This window comes from Virgibacillus proomii (assembly GCF_018916875.1).
Classification (GTDB): Bacteria; Bacillota; Bacilli; order Bacillales; family Amphibacillaceae; genus Virgibacillus; species Virgibacillus proomii_B.
The window spans coordinates 123,111-140,523 of sequence record NZ_JAHLNO010000024.1 but is presented as its reverse complement, the minus strand read 5'-3'; the positions used below and the strand labels follow the sequence as shown (position 1 = coordinate 140,523).

General features: G+C 37.5%; 17 protein-coding genes. All 17 read left to right on the top strand.

Annotated elements, in window-relative coordinates; genetic code table 11:
* The first annotated feature begins 136 nt into the window (after positions 1 to 136).
* Complete coding sequence (locus KQI21_RS13610; protein ID WP_216484722.1) at positions 137 to 460, top strand: putative DNA-binding protein; 324 nt, start codon at positions 137 to 139, stop codon at positions 458 to 460.
* Positions 461 to 473: 13 nt separating this feature from the next.
* Positions 474 to 1,826 (top strand): signal recognition particle protein, encoded by a 1,353-nt coding sequence (ffh, locus tag KQI21_RS13605; RefSeq protein ID WP_216484720.1) that lies wholly within the window; start codon positions 474 to 476, stop codon positions 1,824 to 1,826.
* Positions 1,827 to 1,932: 106 nt separating this feature from the next.
* Entirely contained in the window at positions 1,933 to 2,211 is a 279-nt protein-coding gene (rpsP, locus tag KQI21_RS13600; RefSeq protein WP_216484718.1) for a 30S ribosomal protein S16, read from the top strand.
* 9 nt (positions 2,212 to 2,220) lie between these two features.
* Positions 2,221 to 2,448: a KH domain-containing protein gene (locus tag KQI21_RS13595; protein ID WP_077320391.1), complete on the top strand. Its 228-nt coding sequence runs from the start codon at positions 2,221 to 2,223 to the stop codon at positions 2,446 to 2,448.
* A gap of 180 nt (positions 2,449 to 2,628) precedes the next feature.
* Entirely contained in the window at positions 2,629 to 3,018 is a 390-nt protein-coding gene (locus KQI21_RS13590; protein ID WP_216484716.1) for a YlqD family protein, read from the top strand.
* 11 nt (positions 3,019 to 3,029) lie between these two features.
* Complete coding sequence (rimM, locus tag KQI21_RS13585) at positions 3,030 to 3,545, top strand: ribosome maturation factor RimM (protein WP_216484714.1); 516 nt, start codon at positions 3,030 to 3,032, stop codon at positions 3,543 to 3,545.
* Positions 3,545 to 4,294 carry a tRNA (guanosine(37)-N1)-methyltransferase TrmD gene (trmD, locus tag KQI21_RS13580; RefSeq protein WP_216484713.1) on the top strand — a complete coding sequence of 250 codons (750 nt, stop codon included), beginning with the start codon at positions 3,545 to 3,547 and terminating at the stop codon, positions 4,292 to 4,294. The genes rimM and trmD overlap by 1 nt, the downstream gene beginning before the upstream one ends.
* A 976-nt stretch (positions 4,295 to 5,270) precedes the next feature.
* On the top strand, positions 5,271 to 5,615 hold the full coding sequence (gene rplS / locus KQI21_RS13575) for a 50S ribosomal protein L19 (protein WP_216484711.1): 345 nt from the start codon (positions 5,271 to 5,273) through the stop codon (positions 5,613 to 5,615).
* A gap of 733 nt (positions 5,616 to 6,348) precedes the next feature.
* Positions 6,349 to 6,909, top strand: coding sequence for a signal peptidase I (gene lepB / locus KQI21_RS13570; RefSeq protein WP_309245556.1), 561 nt, complete (start codon positions 6,349 to 6,351; stop codon positions 6,907 to 6,909).
* A gap of 10 nt (positions 6,910 to 6,919) precedes the next feature.
* Positions 6,920 to 7,804 (top strand): ribosome biogenesis GTPase YlqF, encoded by an 885-nt coding sequence (gene ylqF, locus KQI21_RS13565; RefSeq protein ID WP_216484709.1) that lies wholly within the window; start codon positions 6,920 to 6,922, stop codon positions 7,802 to 7,804.
* A gap of 234 nt (positions 7,805 to 8,038) precedes the next feature.
* Complete coding sequence (gene rnhB / locus KQI21_RS13560; protein ID WP_216484708.1) at positions 8,039 to 8,809, top strand: ribonuclease HII; 771 nt, start codon at positions 8,039 to 8,041, stop codon at positions 8,807 to 8,809.
* A gap of 14 nt (positions 8,810 to 8,823) precedes the next feature.
* Entirely contained in the window at positions 8,824 to 10,455 is a 1,632-nt protein-coding gene (locus tag KQI21_RS13555) for a TP0910 N-terminal domain-containing protein (protein ID WP_216484707.1), read from the top strand.
* Positions 10,452 to 10,718 (top strand): EscU/YscU/HrcU family type III secretion system export apparatus switch protein, encoded by a 267-nt coding sequence (locus tag KQI21_RS13550; protein ID WP_077320400.1) that lies wholly within the window; start codon positions 10,452 to 10,454, stop codon positions 10,716 to 10,718. Before KQI21_RS13555 ends, KQI21_RS13550 begins: the two co-directional genes overlap by 4 nt.
* 215 nt (positions 10,719 to 10,933) lie before the next feature.
* Positions 10,934 to 12,094 (top strand): ADP-forming succinate--CoA ligase subunit beta, encoded by a 1,161-nt coding sequence (gene sucC / locus KQI21_RS13545; protein ID WP_216484706.1) that lies wholly within the window; start codon positions 10,934 to 10,936, stop codon positions 12,092 to 12,094.
* 51 nt (positions 12,095 to 12,145) lie between these two features.
* A complete protein-coding gene (gene sucD, locus KQI21_RS13540; protein WP_216484705.1) occupies positions 12,146 to 13,048 on the top strand; it encodes a succinate--CoA ligase subunit alpha in 903 nt (300 codons plus the stop codon).
* A gap of 408 nt (positions 13,049 to 13,456) precedes the next feature.
* Positions 13,457 to 14,329, top strand: coding sequence for a DNA-processing protein DprA (dprA, locus tag KQI21_RS13535; protein ID WP_216484704.1), 873 nt, complete (start codon positions 13,457 to 13,459; stop codon positions 14,327 to 14,329).
* A gap of 347 nt (positions 14,330 to 14,676) precedes the next feature.
* On the top strand, positions 14,677 to 16,755 hold the full coding sequence (gene topA / locus KQI21_RS13530) for a type I DNA topoisomerase (protein WP_216484703.1): 2,079 nt from the start codon (positions 14,677 to 14,679) through the stop codon (positions 16,753 to 16,755).
* Positions 16,756 to 17,413 lie beyond the last annotated feature (658 nt).

Sequence of the window (17,413 nt, the reverse complement as noted above, 5' to 3'; positions counted from 1 at the left end):
AAACGAATCGGGTATTTAGGTGCCGTTTTTTCTCACTTAGACCCTTTTGTAGCAACTCTTGTCTTGAAGTGAGAGTCTTACGGCACCTTACATGCGGGATAAATAGCAAATTATTCAGATAAGAGGTTATAGCCTGATGCTGGAAAAAACGACGAGAATGAACTATTTATTTGATTTCTATCAAGCGTTACTTACACCTAAACAGCGAAGTTATATGGAGATGTATTATTTAGAGGACTATTCTCTTGGTGAGATCTCCGAAATATTTGATGTATCGAGACAGGCTGTTTATGATAATATAAAGCGAACGGAACAAATGTTGGAAACCTATGAACAAAAGCTAGGCTTATATAGTAAATTCCAGCAACGTTGTAAACTGTTGATGCAATTGGAAGAAAAGCTTGCAGATGCGCAGGAAGATGTGCAGCAGCTTGTAAAAAAAATAAAAGACTTGGATTAGGGGGACACCTTCTATGGCATTTGAAGGATTAGCCGACCGTCTGCAAAGTACAATTAAGAAAATTACAGGTAAAGGTAAGGTTTCAGAACAAGATGTAAAAGAGATGACAAGAGAAGTTCGTCTTGCTTTATTGGAAGCTGATGTTAACTATAAAGTTGTAAAAGATCTTATTAAACGAATCAAGGAACGTGCTGTTGGTCAGGAAGTTATGGAAAGCCTAACTCCAGGCCAACAGGTTATTAAAGTTGTCAAAGATGAGCTAACTTCTTTAATGGGTGGGGAACAAAGCAAAATTGCAGTAGCTGATAAAAGTCCTACCATCATTATGATGATAGGTTTACAAGGTGCTGGAAAGACGACTACCTCGGGAAAGTTAGCTAACTTATTACGAAAAAAGTATAACCGTAAACCACTACTTGTAGCTTGTGATGTGTATCGCCCGGCAGCTATCCAGCAGCTGGAAACTTTAGGCAAGCAGCTTGACATGCCTGTATTTTCCATGGAAACAGAAGCAAATCCGGTGGAGATTGCAAAACGAGCAATTGATAAGGCGAAGGAAGAACATCTCGACTATGTAATTATTGATACGGCAGGGCGGTTACACGTAGATAATGAATTAATGCAAGAATTGAAACAAATCAAAACGGAAGTTCAACCGCATGAAATATTTTTAGTGGTTGATTCTATGACAGGTCAAGATGCGGTGAACGTAGCAGAGAGCTTTAATGAACAACTGGATATTACCGGGGTTGTTTTAACAAAGCTGGACGGGGATACACGTGGTGGAGCGGCTCTTTCCATCAAAGCTGTTACCGATAAGCCAATAAAGTTCGCTGGAATGGGAGAAAAGCTGGATGAATTAGAACCTTTCCATCCGGATCGTATGGCCTCGAGAATTCTTGGTATGGGTGATGTGCTATCTTTAATTGAAAAAGCACAAACAACAGTAGATGAAAAACAAGCAAAGGCATTAGAAGAAAAAATGCGTACCATGACGTTTACGTTGGATGATTTTCTTGAGCAAATGGGGCAAGTTAAAAAAATGGGGCCATTGGATGATTTATTGGCAATGATACCTGGTGCTAATAAAATGAAAGGTTTAAAAAATGCACAATTTGATGAGAAAAAGCTTTTACATGTAGAAGCGATCATTAAGTCGATGACCAAAAAAGAACGTCAAGACCCAAGCATTATGAATGCAAGCAGAAAAAAACGGATCGCTTTAGGATCAGGAACATCTGTATCCGAAGTAAATCGACTACTTAAACAGTTTGATGAAATGAAGAAAATGATGAAACAAATGACCAATATGCAAAAAGGGAAAAAAGGCAAAAAGGGAAGGGGAATGGGACTGCCATTTATGTAAATGACAAATATTCTTTTCACCTGTAATGGAAAAACACTTTACAGACTTTCTGTTTTCTGCTACAATCTAAAAATGTGTTAAGTTTTAAATATGGAGGTGCAATAATATGGCAGTTAAAATTCGTTTAAAGCGTATGGGATCGAAAAGAAATCCATTTTACCGCATCGTTGTAGCTGATTCACGTGCTCCACGTGATGGACGTTCGATCGAGCAAATTGGAACATATAATCCTGTAGTCAATCCAGTAGAAGTTAAAATAGATGAAGAAAAAGCACTTGACTGGATGAAAAAAGGTGCAAAGCCTAGTGATACGGTTCGCAATCTATTCTCAAAAGAAGGCATCATGAAAAAGTTTCACGAACAAAAAAATGAAATTGCAAAGTAGTGTGATATCATGAGGACCCTTATTGAAACAATTGTTACGTCACTTGTAGATCATCCGGAAGAAATTAAAGTTACCGAAGCCGAAGAGGATACCAAGATTGTTTATCACTTATCCGTTCATCCAGATGATGTTGGTAAGGTGATCGGTAGAAATGGACGAATTGCAAAAGCGATTCGAACAGTTGTCTATGCAGCGAAAACAGATAGCAATAAGCGTGTTTTTCTAGATATTATGTAAAGGGAAAGGGAGAAAATAAACCTTTCCCTTTTTAAGACTATAGGAAAGTATAAAACTTTATGGTTTATAGTATAAGAAAAACCCTATAGCTTTCGCCATAAAAACTTGGCGACAAGCCAAGTTTTTCTAAAACATAACGATAGTTTGCTTAGATGTTTTGTTGAGAGTGAGGCGTAAAACATGCAAATAATTAAAAAGGTCCAAGTTAAGCAAATAATCACAGAAAAGAGTAAAGAGGAAATAAAAGCGAATTTTCTTCATCATAAAATGCGACTTGAACAAGAGTGTCAACAGCTACTGTTTGAACAACGCAAATTAAAGAATAAATCAGGGCTCTCTAAACAAGAAATCGACCAGCGTTTTCAACGAGAAATTAATAATCGCAAAGAAAAGATAAAACTAGCCGAATTTAAAATGGATCAACTGGACATGCTGGAGATTGGTAGTGAAATTGTTGAGAAGGAAGTTGAAGCTCTTGTTGAGGTCTCTGAGGGATCGCATTGGGATGAAATAATGGGTAATAGCGCTGTTGTTGTAAAGGATAATATTGTAGTACGAATTGAAGAATAGCAGGTGAAATCATGCAAGAACGGTTATTTACAGTTGGAAAAATAATTAATACCCATGGAATAAAAGGAGAAGTAAAAGTATTACGGATTACTGACTTCGAAGATCGTTTTCAAATTGGGAATACATTATTTGTGATAAAGGACAATCACCCCCCTTTTCAAGTTACCATTGCGAATCATCGTGTACTTAAAGACTTCGATTTACTTCAGTTTGAAGGCTTCCATAATATAAATGATATTTTACCGTTTAAAGGCTGTGAGTTAAAAATCAGTGAATCACAGCTTACGGAATTGGAAGAGAATGAATATTATTATCATGAAATTATCGGATGTTCTGTGGTCACTGAAGCTGGCGAAGAAATAGGAACAATCAAAGAAATTTTATCACCGGGAGCAAATGATGTCTGGGTTGCCAAAAGAAAACAAGGAAAAGATGTACTTATTCCATATATCAAAGAAGTAGTGCTCCATGTAGATGTAGCTAAAAAGAAAGTGACCATTAGGCCAATGGAAGGACTGTTGGACTAATGCATATAGATGTTTTAACGCTCTTTCCTGAAATGTTTCATGGCGTAATGAACGCATCGATTTTAAAAAAAGCGCAGGATAAGAATATATTTAGTTATGATTTAATTAATTTTCGAGATTACTCTGAAAACAAGCATCAAAAGGTGGATGATTACCCATATGGTGGTGGCGCCGGAATGGTATTGACGCCACAGCCTATTTTTGATGCCGTAGATGCCATCAAAACAAAACGTAATACGAAGCCAAGAATAATTTTAATGTGCCCTCAAGGTGAACAATTTCAACAGACAAAGGCAGAGGAACTAGCCAAAGAAGAACATTTAATATTTATTTGTGGTCATTATGAGGGCTTTGATGAACGAATTAGACATTATTTAGCAACAGATGAACTATCCATAGGCGATTATGTGTTAACGGGAGGCGAATTAGGTGCGATGGTAGTCATTGATAGTGTTGTCCGCCTTTTGCCTGAGGTATTAGGTAATAAAGCTTCAGCTCCACAAGATTCTTTTTCTACAGGTTTACTTGAGCATCCACATTACACACGCCCTGCCAATTTTCGAGGCATGAAGGTTCCAGACATATTACTCTCAGGGGATCATCAAAAAATAGAAACATGGAGAAAACGGGAGGCAGTTAGGCGAACTTTTGAACGAAGAAGTGATCTACTAGAAAAGATAGATTTACCACGAGATCTTCAAGTGTTTCTAGCTGAAATAAAAAAATCTGTTAATGGAAAGTATGAGTAAAATATAAACGGGGATATTGTTTATAATATTAGAACAAATTATGAGGGGAAGGGAAGAGGACTCTTATCTTTGATATAATAAGTCTTGGACAGGAAAACAAATAAGAAGGAGATATAATCTGCCAACATTCGCACCCTTGCTTACAGAAAAGACAAGGCGATCGATTGGTACTATTCAAGGGCATATGCCAGCATTAGTATACGATGATCAAGGAAAGCCATATGTAAGTGCTTTACGAAGTTTAATGGGGTTTTGAGCATTCGGAAAACAGCGTCTATAAAAAATCTAAAATAGATAAGAATTGGAATCTCCAAAAAAGCAGTGGATATACACGAAGACTCCTGCGGGAAAAGTAACATCCGAAAATCCCGCAGGAAGCCGCTCTTTGCTTCCGAGGAAGTTGAGGCGTTGCCCGCGAAAAGCGAAGTGTATATCCACTGCGGGTTCAGGAGCGATAATTCGAAAGCTTTTACTAAATCGGAAATAAAGTGAAACTTCATTCAGTAGGAGTTTTCCTCTATCTTTTACTAGAATAAAGGCTAACATCGCAACGTCCTTGAAAAAGAAAAAACACTTTTTCGTCGTGCGATGCGTCGCTATGTAGCTTTCCTTGTCCTTGGAAAATCGCGGTGTATTGCTGTCGAAGCATACTCTGTCCTGTTGCAACGCCTTTGTGATCGACATCCGGTCGACCCGAACGAATTGGGAATTTAGGTGCCGTTATCTTCTTTGTATCGATTTCAACTCTTGAAGTGGGAGTCTTACGGTATCTCACATTCGGGATAAAAGCAAGAAAACCACTAGGTGAGAGGAGCTCCCGGAAATACTTGACAGACTCACTGAAATAGTAGTTGAAGTATGTCATTGTATATGGTATATTATATGTTGTGTTTAAAGTTTCGTCTTTAAGCATGATCAACGATGTTCCGCTGTCGGATAGGAGATATGAGCATTGAGTTGGAAGGAGTGAACCAGGATGCAAAAATTGCTTGAAGAAATTACAAAAGACCAACTTCGTATGGATCATCCTGATTTTCGTGCAGGGGATACAGTTAAAGTCCACGTAAAAGTTGTGGAAGGTTCTCGTGAACGTATTCAGGTATTTGAAGGTGTCGTAATTAAACGACAAAATGGTGGAATTAGTGAAACATTTACGGTGAGAAAACTATCTTACGGTGTAGGTGTTGAGCGTACATTCCCTGTACATTCCCCTCGTATCGATAAAATTGAAGTAACCCGCCGTGGTAGCGTACGTCGCGCGAAACTATACTATCTACGTAATCTTCGCGGAAAAGCGGCTCGTATAAAAGAACGTCGCTAATCGAATACATGACGAAAACATGTTTAGGAAAGGAGCTTGGCAAATTTGCGCAAGCTCCTTTTTGCTCTAGTAAGCCAAGTTTATCCCGCATGTAAGGTGCCGTAAGTCTCCCACTTCAAAGAGCCTGAGTTTGTACAAAAAGGTCTAAGTGGAAGAAAACGGCACTTAAATGCCCGATTCGTTCAACTAACATTTCTTGGGAAAAGCATTCCAAGAAATGAAGATTCACTTTATCCCGCATGTAAGGTGCCGTAAGTCTCCCACTTCAAAGAGCCTGAGTTTGTACAAAAAGGTCTAAGTGGAAGAAAACGGCACCTAAATGCCCGATTCGTTCAACTAACATTTCTTGGGAAAAGCATTCCAAGAAATGAAGATTCACTTTATCCCGCATGTAAGGTGCCGTAAGTCTCCCACTTCAAAGAGCCTGAGTTTGTACAAAAAGGTCTAAGTGGAAGAAAACGGCACCTAAATGCCCGATTCGTTCAACTAACATTTCTTGGGAAAAGCATTCCAAGAAATGAAGATTCACTTTATCCCGCATGTAAGTTGCCGTAAGCCTCCCACTACAAGACCAGAGTTGATACAAAAAGGGTCTACGTGTGAGAAAACGGCACCTAAATGCCCGGTTCGTTTAACTAACATTTCTTGGGAAAAGCATTCCAAGAAATGAAGTTTTACTTTATAAAAAGCTGAATACATAGGAATGAGGTTTTAAAACAGGAGGTTGGAGCTAGTGGCAGACAAACCGAAAGAAAGAAAAAATGAATGGTGGGACTGGTTAAAAGCACTTTTAATCGCTCTTGGCGTAGCCTTTATTATACGAACATTCTTTTTTGCCGCAATTGTAGTTGATGGACCATCTATGCTGCCTACATTACAAAACGGGGATCAAATGATCGTAAATAAATTCACGTACCATTTTCAAGAACCTGAACGATTTGATATTGTCGTTTTCCATGCTTCATCAGAAAAAGATTTTATAAAACGTGTAATCGGTCTGCCAGGTGAGCATGTTGAAATAAAGGATGATGTATTATACATTAATGGTAAAGAAGTGAGTCAGCCCTTTTTAACCGATCAACAAGCATACCAAATACAAACCAATGACTTTACATTGGAAGATCTTCCTGGTAACCACCATAAGATTCCAGAAAATGATGTGCTCGTCTTAGGAGATAATAGAGAAAATTCAACAGATAGCCGGGTAATTGGACTAGTTTCTCTCGATCAAATCGTCGGGAAAACAAGCTTGATTTATTGGCCCATTGATCGGATACAAATTATTGGAAAGTAGGTACTATACGATGACAATTCAATGGTTTCCTGGACATATGGCAAAGGCAAAGCGAGAAGTAGTGGAAAAACTAAGGTTAGTCGATTTTGTAATAGAATTAGTAGATGCAAGAGTGCCTCTGTCCTCACAAAATCCAATGCTAAAAGAAATCTTGCAACATAAATCCAAAATTACATTAATGATGAAAAGTGATCTAGCTGACCCACGAGTTACAGATCAATGGCTTTTCTATTTTAAGGAGCGAGAAGTCCCAGCGATTGCGGTTAATGTAAATAATAAACAGGATATAAAACGGGTCATTCAATTAGCAAAAGAACAAGCCCAAATAAAATTGGATAAGCTAAAGGCAAAAGGAATTCAGTCACGTGCTGCTCGAGCGATGATTATTGGGATACCAAATGTCGGCAAATCAACCCTTATCAATCGATTAGCTAATAAAAAGATTGCAAAAACTGGGGATAAGCCGGGTGTTACGAAACAGCAGTTGTGGATTAAAGTTAAAAAGGATTTTGAACTGCTTGATACACCGGGCATACTATGGCCAAAATTCGAGGAAGAAGCAGTTGGATATCGTTTAGCCGCCATTGGTACGATTAAAGATCAACTGTTACCAATGCAGGATATCGTGGCTTTTGTCATTAACTATATGAAAGTTCATTATCCTAACAATCTTAAAAAACGGTACAATTTAAGTCAAGACACGGAGGATATGTGGGATATTTTTGTGACCATCGGTAAACAACGTGGGGCATTAGAAAGTGGTGGAAAGGTGAATTTCTCTAAAGTTTCCAAAATTTTTATTCAAGATTTACGCTCAGGTAGACTAGGTAACATTTCCTTAGAAGCACCGGGAGAAAAGTTGAATGATAAGGAAAAAGATGTAGGATTAGATTAGAAAAACTTGGCTTGTCGCCAAGTCTTTAGCGAAAGCTGTAGTTTTTCTTATACTATAAACCCTAAAGTTTTGTACTTTCCTATAGTATAAAAAATAATAACTTATCTTATGTGGAGAGACATACATCTATCGGATGGGTGTCTTGTTTCATTTATTAGGTTCTTTGGCTCTTACCGGCTTTGCTCTAATGATTTTAAAAAAGTGGTCGATAATAGAAAAAAGGTAGGGTTATCCATGAAAAAGCAATCCATTGCTCAACTAAAACAATTATTTAAATCGGGGAAAGTAACAGACGAGGTGATCGAAAAATTACGTGTAGATGAACGAAAAGGGGTACAACAATTAATAACAAGCTATGAAAAACAACAACTAAAAATAAAAGCATTGAAACAACGGCATCTGGAAATGACAGTATTTGAAAAGTCCTGCTATAATAAGGGATTTCATGGTATTGCTGGTGTGGATGAAGCTGGCAGAGGCCCACTCGCTGGACCAGTCGTTGCGGCAGCAGTTATCCTTCCTGTTGATTTTGTATTATTAGGCTTGGATGATTCCAAGCAGTTAACAGAAGCAAAGCGTAACCAGTATTATCATTATATTAAAGAACAGGCGATAAGTTATGGAATTTCTGTCATTAGCAGTAAAATTATTGACCAGATAAATATTTACGAAGCAACAAAGTTAGCAATGTATCATGCGATCAATCAGTTAGATCCAGAGCCGGATCATGTTCTTATCGATGCAGTTCGCCTGGATCAACTTACCTGTTCATCAGAAGCGATAACGAAAGGAGATGCAAGCAGTATTTCTATCGCTGCGGCAAGTGTTTTAGCAAAAGTCACTAGAGATCAATATATGAAAAAATTACATAAACAGTACCCTATGTATGAATTTGCTTCAAATATGGGTTATGGAACGAAGCAGCACTTAAAAAAGCTGAAACAACATGGTGTTTGTCCCCATCATCGGCGCTCTTTTGCACCGATTAAACAAATATCTTTCTAAAGGGGGAGATTTTTTTGCGCATCCATGATTTAAAAGAAATTCTGCAACTAAATAAAAGCACCTCACTGAGTCAATTAAGGATAGGACAAATTATTCAAGGTAGGGTGCTTAAAATTTTTTCGCAACACAAAGCAGAAATACAATTAGGGGGAGAGCGGCTAGTTGCACAACTACAGGCTCCATTAACCGTTGGTAATCATTATCACTTTCAAATTCAACAACTAGGTGAAATTATGGAGCTAAAGGTGATTGGTGGACAAACCAATCAGAAACCGGATCTCATGGTAAGTCAATTGTTGCAGCAACTTGGTTTAAGAGTAAACACGAACCATGTAGATTTGACAAAACAGTTAATGAAAGAAGACATACCATTTGATAGAAAGCAACTGCAAAATGCCTTTCAGTTATTATCACATTATAAAAACAAGCAACAGGCGTTACCAATATTAAAAGAAATGATTCGACAGCAGTTTCCAATAACTGAAGCAGTCTTTCAGGCATTACATATAAAACGAACGATGCCATTAGCACCACAGTTAGAGCACTTGCTGAATTCGCTTCAGCAGCGTTCCATTCATTCGGAATTAAACGTACAACTAGGACAATTGCTACAGCCGTCTACAGAAGAGAAAGCTAATAGTCAGCAATTGGTATATAAGCAGCTTGCCAGATTAAGCAAAAGCTTATTTCCGCTTCTTCAAACATTAGGGGGAGAAGATATAACTTCTCCACAAACAATAAAACGATGGAACGAACTAATATATAACCAACAGGAATATAGTAAACAAGCTGATCTTACTTTAAGAAAATGGGAAAGTAAGCTGTTGTTAGCAGCAGCAAATCAGTATTTATTTAATGATGCAGAGCTTGCCCAATTAAAGCGAGAAATCTCCCAGACCTTTCCGATTTTGTTCACCGAGGATTTGCCATTAAGCAATAATTACGGTCAATTATTAAAGAGTATTCGTTTATTACAAAAACCGCATACGTATCAGCAACTAAAACAGCTGATAAACGTATCAAAGAGCCATTTGCTCGTAAATCCAAAACAGCAATGGTTAGCTCTAGTAAAACAACATTTGCAATATTCCGGTATTTCTTATGAACATCAAATAATGAATGAAAAGTTACAAAACACAACATTAAAGGGTCAACTTATTCTAGCCCTCCAACAGACAGAGGGAGTTATACAAGAGCAAATTCAACGTGTACTACATAATTTTAACGGAATGCAATTGTTTTCTGTTCAAGAGTTGAATAATGGTTTCTTAGCAGCATATCTACAACTGCCTGCAAGTAAACTAGGGTTAGCTAATGACATCGAATTAAAATTTGAAGGAAAAAAAACCAAGTCAGGAAAATTGGATCCGGATCATTGCCGAATATTATTCTGTTTGGAACTTACAAATATGAAGCAAACGATCGTCGATATGCATGTGCAAAATCGTAATGTTACGATTACTGTGTTTAATGACCATCCGGAATTGCGAACATTGTCTTTGAAGTTACAGCCTTTATTAAAAAAAGGCTTGGAGGAAATGAATTATTATTTATCAACAGTTACTTTTAAGCCCCTTAATGAAGAGCGAAAACAATTGCATGATGCAAATCCATTTGGATATCAAGGAGTTGACTATAGGGTATGAAACAAAATAGACGTAAAGCAGCAGCGTTACGATATGATGAAACACGACATGCGGTTCCAGTCGTTACTGCGATAGGTAAAGGATGGTTAGCAGAAGATATCGTTGAAAGAGCAAAGGAAAACGATATTCCGATTCTTGAAGATGCTTCATTAGTTGAATTATTAGCACAGTTAAATATTAATGAGACGATTCCAGAAGAACTTTATGAAGCAGTTGCCGAAGTTTTTGCTTTTGTGTATCGTGCTGATCAGCAATTAAAGTAACCTAGTTCTTAGGTCTCTCTGAATAAGCATATGTCTACGTACCAAGTCCTGTTCATTTATAATAGATAAACTATTTCTCATACCGTATTTCAACTGGTTAAACTAGTTAATTCATTAGCTTATTTGATTCGACAATTTCTGATAAACTATTCTTGTTAATTGAACTGTTTTTTTATACAATGGATATGCAGTGAATTAAGATGGGAGGATGTAGAATGAACATTCATGAGCATCAAGGGAAAGAAATTTTGCGACAATACGGCGTAAAAGTTCCTAATGGATACGTTGCATATACAGTCGATGAAGCTGTGGAAGAAGCAAAGAAATTAGGAAGCGATGTCACAGTAGTAAAAGCGCAAATCCACGCTGGCGGACGTGGCAAAGCTGGTGGTGTTAAAGTTGCAAAAAATGTAGAAGAAGTGCGTACATACGCAGATGAAATTCTAGGAAAAACATTAGTAACACATCAAACAGGACCAAAAGGGCAAGTAGTTAAGCGATTATTAATCGAAGAAGGCTGCGATATTAAAAAAGAATATTATATTGGTGTTGTACTTGATCGAGCAACATCGCGTGTAGTTATGATGGCATCTGAAGAAGGTGGCACAGAAATTGAAGAAGTAGCAGCTGCTACACCAGAAAAAATCTTTAAAGAAGTAATCGACCCCGTTATCGGTTTAGCTCCTTACCAAGCACGGAGACTTGCTTTTAATATTAATATTCCACATGAGTTGTTAGGGAAAGCGGTTAAATTTATGATGGGGCTTTATACAGCTTTTGTAGAAAAAGATTGTTCCATTGCTGAAATCAACCCATTAGTAACTACAGGAGATGGCGAAGTGTTGGCACTTGATGCAAAATTAAATTTTGATGACAACGCTTTATTCCGCCAATCCGATATTATGGATTTACGAGATCTAGACGAAGAAGATGAAAAAGAAATTGAAGCTTCTAAGTATGATCTAAGCTATATTTCTTTAGATGGTAATATCGGCTGTATGGTTAATGGAGCCGGTCTTGCTATGTCAACGATGGACATTATTAAACATTATGGCGGAGAGCCTGCAAACTTCCTTGATGTGGGAGGCGGTGCCACGGCTGAAAAGGTAACAGAAGCTTTTAAAATAATCTTGTCTGATAGTAATGTAAAAGGAATCTTTGTCAATATCTTTGGTGGTATTATGAAATGTGATGTTATCGCAGAAGGTGTTGTCGAAGCCACGAAACAGGTAGGATTAGAGATTCCTTTAGTAGTTCGTCTTGAGGGAACGAACGTTATTAAAGGAAAAGAGATTTTAAACTCCTCAGGACTAAATATTACGTCAGCAAGTTCTATGGCTGATGGTGCTAAAAAGATTGTCTCAATGGTGAAATAAATCGCAAAAAATGTTAAATATGTTCAGATCTTGTGGAAAGGACGGACGAAAATGGGCGTATATGTAAATAAAGATACAAAAGTAATTGTCCAAGGTATTACTGGTGGAACAGCAAGATTCCATACAAAGCAAATGCTTGAATACGGTACGAAAATCGTTGGTGGTATAACACCAAAAAAAGGCGGTACGGAAGTTGAAGGGGTTCCTGTGTTTAATACGGTACAGGAAGCGGTTGAAGCAACCGATGCAACGGCCTCTGTTATTTATGTCCCAGCACCGTTTGCTGCAGATGCGATTATGGAAGCGGTGGACGCGGAATTGGATTTAGTAATTTGTATTACGGAGCATATTCCAGTTTTGGATATGGTAAAAGTAAAGCGCTATATGGAAGGTAAGAAGACACGTTTAATTGGACCGAATTGCCCTGGAGTTATTACAGCAGACGAAAGTAAAATTGGTATTATGCCTGGTTATATTCATAAAAAAGGCCATATTGGTGTTGTATCTCGTTCTGGTACCCTTACCTACGAAGCTGTACATCAATTATCGGAGGCCGGTTATGGTCAAACGACAGCGGTTGGTATCGGTGGAGATCCTGTAAATGGAACTAATTTTATTGATGTATTAGAAGCTTTTAATAATGACCCAGAAACGTATGCCGTTATGATGATAGGAGAAATCGGCGGAACTGCGGAAGAAGAAGCGGCTGAGTGGGTAAAAGCAAATATGAAAAAACCTGTAGTAGGATTCATTGGCGGTGCAACTGCACCTCCAGGAAAACGAATGGGCCATGCAGGAGCGATCATTTCCGGCGGAAAAGGTACTGCGGAAGAAAAAATTCGTGTGATGAACGAGTGTGGTATTAAAGTAGCAGAGACTCCAGCAGTAATGGGCGAAACAATGATTAAAGTACTCGAGGATAATGGCTTGAAAGAAAAATGTAAAACACATTAAAAATTGTTTTCGAGAGGGCCTAAAATACTTTTTTAGGTCCTTTTCTCTATAAGTAGATGTTTAAAAAGTCCAGTAAAAACGACGCATCGATTTTTTGGTTACTCATTATTATATACATCCACCCCGCTACTTGATACGTCCTCTTTTCCAACTTCTACAAGAGAGGAGTGCTAGTGTCGGCGCTATAACGTGACAATAAAAAAATATTGACAGTTAATACATCACAGTCTTACAGGACATTGCGATCTTAGTCCTCAGAACTATTTTCCCCTTATTTGAACACTGCACTCATTATTCATTAGAAAAACTTGGCTTGTCGTCAAGTCTTTAGCGAAAGCTGTAGTTTTTCTTATACTATAAACCATAAAGTTTTATACTTTCCTATAGTATAAAAAAGGAAGTGAGATATTGACTGATTTACGTTTTAGTCTTATACATGTAAGCCGTTGTAGAGGAATAACGAGACATTGGATTAGAAAAGTATTGCAAAAAGACAGTTCCCTTCAACAGTTGTATCAAATGACTCCACTCGAAATTAACCACTATTACCAACTCCCTTTAAAGAATGCAACTATTCTTTATCGAGATCTCCATGATGCTACATTATTGCATCAGTTAGAATCAGAATTCAATGATTTTCATGTAGTTACAATCCTTGACAAATGTTTTTCCCCTATGTTAAAAGCTATTCAGGATCCCCCCCTTGTTTTATATGCATTAGGGGATATAAACTTACTAAAGCAATTTCCAGCTTTAAGTGTAATTGGTACAAGAAATCCATCACAGGAAGCTATGCGCAAGGTAACAAGAATGATTAAACCTTTAGTTTTTCAAAATTGGTTAATTGTAAGCGGAATGGCTAAGGGAGTTGATCGAATTGCACATGAAGCAACATTGGATTATCAAGGAAAAACAATAGCTGTATTAGGCAGTGGCTTTTATCATATTTATCCACGAGAGAACATAAAGCTTTTCCAAAAAATAATAGAGCAAGGGCTTGTTTTGTCTGAATACTCTCCATCTACCCAACCGACCCGGTACCATTTTCCCGAAAGAAATCGAATTATAAGTGGCTTAAGTTTTGGAACGTTAGTAATCGAAGCAACCCAAAAAAGTGGAACAATGATCACAGTAGATCATGCCTTGGACCAGGGAAGGGAAGTGTTTGCTGTTCCTGGATCCCTGTTTAGTGAACAGACAAAAGGGTGTCACCTTCTGATTCAGGATGGAGCTAAATTAGTGATGAGCGCTAATGATATATTAGATGAGTGGAATGGCTAAAACAACCATACGGCTTTTACAAATAGAAAAACAGGAAATTTTATAAGTGAAAAAAATAGTAAAAAATTTAATTTGTAATTGCAAAGCGTAATAAAAGCACTAAAAATGAGAACTAAAATGCTTGATTTATGAAGAAATAATTCATTACATGTTTGACAAATGCACCGTATATATTTACTATTAGTGAAGATTTGTAAATTATTATAAGAGGTTCATAGTATGATTAGATGGAGCAGAGGGAAGATGAGACAGAGAAATAAAATGGATGTGGAATCATTAATATGACAGTGTTGATGATTATGTAGTAAGGTTTTCTAAGGATAACCTCATTTTTGGGAGGAAATGATATGTCAGATTATCTAGTAATCGTCGAATCACCTGCGAAAGCAAAGACGATTGAACGTTACTTAGGCAAAAAATATAAAGTAAAAGCTTCCATGGGTCATGTGCGCGATTTACCAAAAAGTCAAATGGGAGTTGATACAGAAAACGGATTTACCCCAAAGTATATTACAATTCGTGGTAAAGGCGATGTAGTAAAAGAGCTAAAAGCAGCAGCTAAAAAAGCTAAAAAAATCTATCTTGCAGCCGACCCTGATCGTGAGGGAGAAGCAATCGCCTGGCATTTAGCCCACATATTAAATATTGATAATGAATCCGACTGTCGGGTCGTATTTAATGAAATAACAAAGGATGCAATTAAAGAGTCATTTAAGCATCCGAGAAGTATTGATATGAACCTAGTCGATGCACAGCAAGCCAGAAGAATTTTAGATCGTCTTGTAGGTTATAATATTAGTCCATTATTATGGAAAAAAGTAAAAAAGGGTTTGAGTGCAGGACGAGTGCAGTCGGTTGCTGTTAAATTAATTATTGATCGTGAAAAAGAAATAGAAAATTTTAAACCAGAAGAATATTGGACAATAGAAGGGCAATTTCAAAAGGATAAAGACTCGTTTCAAGGTTCTTTTTATGGGTTAAATGGTAAAAAGACAGCATTAAAAACAGAGGCAGATGTAAAGGAAGTGCTGCAAAAACTCGATGGTGACCATTTCATTGTCGATAAAGTGACTAAAAAAGAACGCAGACGAAACCCTGCTCAACCGTTCACTACTTCTTCCCTCCAACAGGAAGCTGCTAGGAAGTTAAATTTTAAAGCTAAAAAGACGATGATGGTAGCTCAACAGTTATATGAAGGAATTGACCTTGGGAAAAAAGCCGGTGGAATTACAGGTTTAATCACCTATATGCGAACTGATTCCACAAGAATTTCAGAATCAGCTAAAAATGAAGCTAAAGATTATATTACAAAGCAGTATGGAGAAGAATATGTTGGGGTGAATCGAAAACAAAAACAAAAGGAAACGGCACAAGATGCGCATGAAGCAATTCGTCCAACATCTGTCGTAAGAGAACCCAAAACACTAAAATCGGTGTTATCAAGGGATCAATTTCGATTATACAAATTAATTTGGGAGCGATTTTTAGCTAGCCAGATGGCCGCTGCCATTATGGATACAATGACCGTACATCTATTAAACAATGATGTAGAGTTTAGAGCTACTGGCTCCAAAATTAAGTTTAAAGGATTTATGAAAGTCTATGTTGAAGGAACAGATGATAATAAAAAAGAAGAAGATAAATATTTGCCTGCTTTGACAGAAGGAATGAAAGTAAAGGCAAACGATATTAAACCAAATCAGCATTTCACTCAGCCGCCACCAAGATATACTGAGGCGAGATTAGTAAAGACGATGGAAGAGTTGGGAATTGGAAGACCTTCAACGTATGCTCCTACATTGGATACGATTCAGCGTCGGGGCTATGTAAGCATAGATAATAAACGGTTTATCCCAACCGAATTAGGAACGATTGTTATCGAGTTAGTCGAAGAGTTTTTTCCAAAAATTATTGATGTTGATTTTACGGCCCAAATGGAAAATGATTTAGATGCCATTGAAGATGGAAGAACAGAATGGGTGAAAATCATTGATCAATTCTATCAAGAATTTGAAAAACGCTTGGAAAAAGCTGAGCAAGAAATGGAAAAAGTAGAAATTAAAGATGAACCAGCTGGAATTGAATGTGAGAAATGTGGACATGAAATGGTATATAAAATGGGCAGATATGGCAAGTTTCTTGCATGTTCCAACTTTCCTGAATGTAGAAATACGAAACCGATATTAAAGACAATAGGTGTAACTTGTCCAAAATGTAAAAAGGGAGAAGTCGTTGAACGAAAATCGAAGAAGCGACGAATTTTTTATGGATGTGACCAATTCCCGGATTGTGATTTTCTATCTTGGGATAAACCCATAAACCGTTCGTGTCCAAAGTGTAATTCCTTATTAGTAGAGAAAAAAGCAAAAAAAGGATCACAAATTCAATGTACAAATTGTGAGTATAAAGAACAACCACAAACATAACTGCTCGTTTCATCGAGCAGTTTTTAATGTTGTGTAGGAAATTATATTTGTTTTCCCGTGGTGGATAGCTTTTTTATACTATAGGAAAGTATAAAACTTTATGGTTTATAGTATAAGAAAAACTATAGCTTTCGCCATAAAGACTTGGCGATAAGCCAAGTTTTTCTAAAAAAGCAGTATCGTCGTCTAGCTTAAGCGCTCAAGCGCCTAGCAAACTTCGATCTCCTTCCTACGATAAGTCAACATCGGCTCGAATCAAAAGGAAGGCCGACTAAAAGTGGGCTTGCTGCTCAGGCGTCGATATACACCCTGTTTTCTTTATCCCGAATGTAGGACGTTCATTAAAAAAATCATTTTACGAACTTTATGAGAGAAACTGCTTCTCAATTCCCGGTCCATTTGGCGCGACCAGGACAAGGAAAGCTACGCCAGCGATACATCGCACGCAGAAAAAGCGTTCTTCTTTTTCAAGGACAAGGAAAGCTACGCCAGCGATACATCGCGGTTTTTTAAAGAGGAAAAACTTCGGCAGCGGCACACCGCCGTATTTTAAGGAGGCTTGTGTTTTTTAGCTTTTATCCCGCATGTAAGGTGCCGTAAGACTCCCACTTCAAGACCTGAGTTGATACAAAAGGGTGTAAGTTGGAGAAAACGGCAC

Excerpts from the sequence above, each read along its gene's own strand:
- KQI21_RS13610 (WP_216484722.1), top strand. The coding sequence starts at position 137 with ATGCTGGAAAAAACGACGAGAATGAACTATTTATTTGATTTCTATCAA.
- ffh (WP_216484720.1), top strand. The coding sequence starts at position 474 with ATGGCATTTGAAGGATTAGCCGACCGTCTGCAAAGTACAATTAAGAAA.
- rpsP (WP_216484718.1), top strand. The coding sequence starts at position 1,933 with ATGGCAGTTAAAATTCGTTTAAAGCGTATGGGATCGAAAAGAAATCCA.
- KQI21_RS13595 (WP_077320391.1), top strand. The coding sequence starts at position 2,221 with ATGAGGACCCTTATTGAAACAATTGTTACGTCACTTGTAGATCATCCG.
- KQI21_RS13590 (WP_216484716.1), top strand. The coding sequence starts at position 2,629 with ATGCAAATAATTAAAAAGGTCCAAGTTAAGCAAATAATCACAGAAAAG.
- rimM (WP_216484714.1), top strand. The coding sequence starts at position 3,030 with ATGCAAGAACGGTTATTTACAGTTGGAAAAATAATTAATACCCATGGA.
- trmD (WP_216484713.1), top strand. The coding sequence starts at position 3,545 with ATGCATATAGATGTTTTAACGCTCTTTCCTGAAATGTTTCATGGCGTA.
- rplS (WP_216484711.1), top strand. The coding sequence starts at position 5,271 with ATGCAAAAATTGCTTGAAGAAATTACAAAAGACCAACTTCGTATGGAT.
- ylqF (WP_216484709.1), top strand. The coding sequence starts at position 6,920 with ATGACAATTCAATGGTTTCCTGGACATATGGCAAAGGCAAAGCGAGAA.
- rnhB (WP_216484708.1), top strand. The coding sequence starts at position 8,039 with ATGAAAAAGCAATCCATTGCTCAACTAAAACAATTATTTAAATCGGGG.
- KQI21_RS13550 (WP_077320400.1), top strand. The coding sequence starts at position 10,452 with ATGAAACAAAATAGACGTAAAGCAGCAGCGTTACGATATGATGAAACA.
- sucC (WP_216484706.1), top strand. The coding sequence starts at position 10,934 with ATGAACATTCATGAGCATCAAGGGAAAGAAATTTTGCGACAATACGGC.
- sucD (WP_216484705.1), top strand. The coding sequence starts at position 12,146 with ATGGGCGTATATGTAAATAAAGATACAAAAGTAATTGTCCAAGGTATT.
- topA (WP_216484703.1), top strand. The coding sequence starts at position 14,677 with ATGTCAGATTATCTAGTAATCGTCGAATCACCTGCGAAAGCAAAGACG.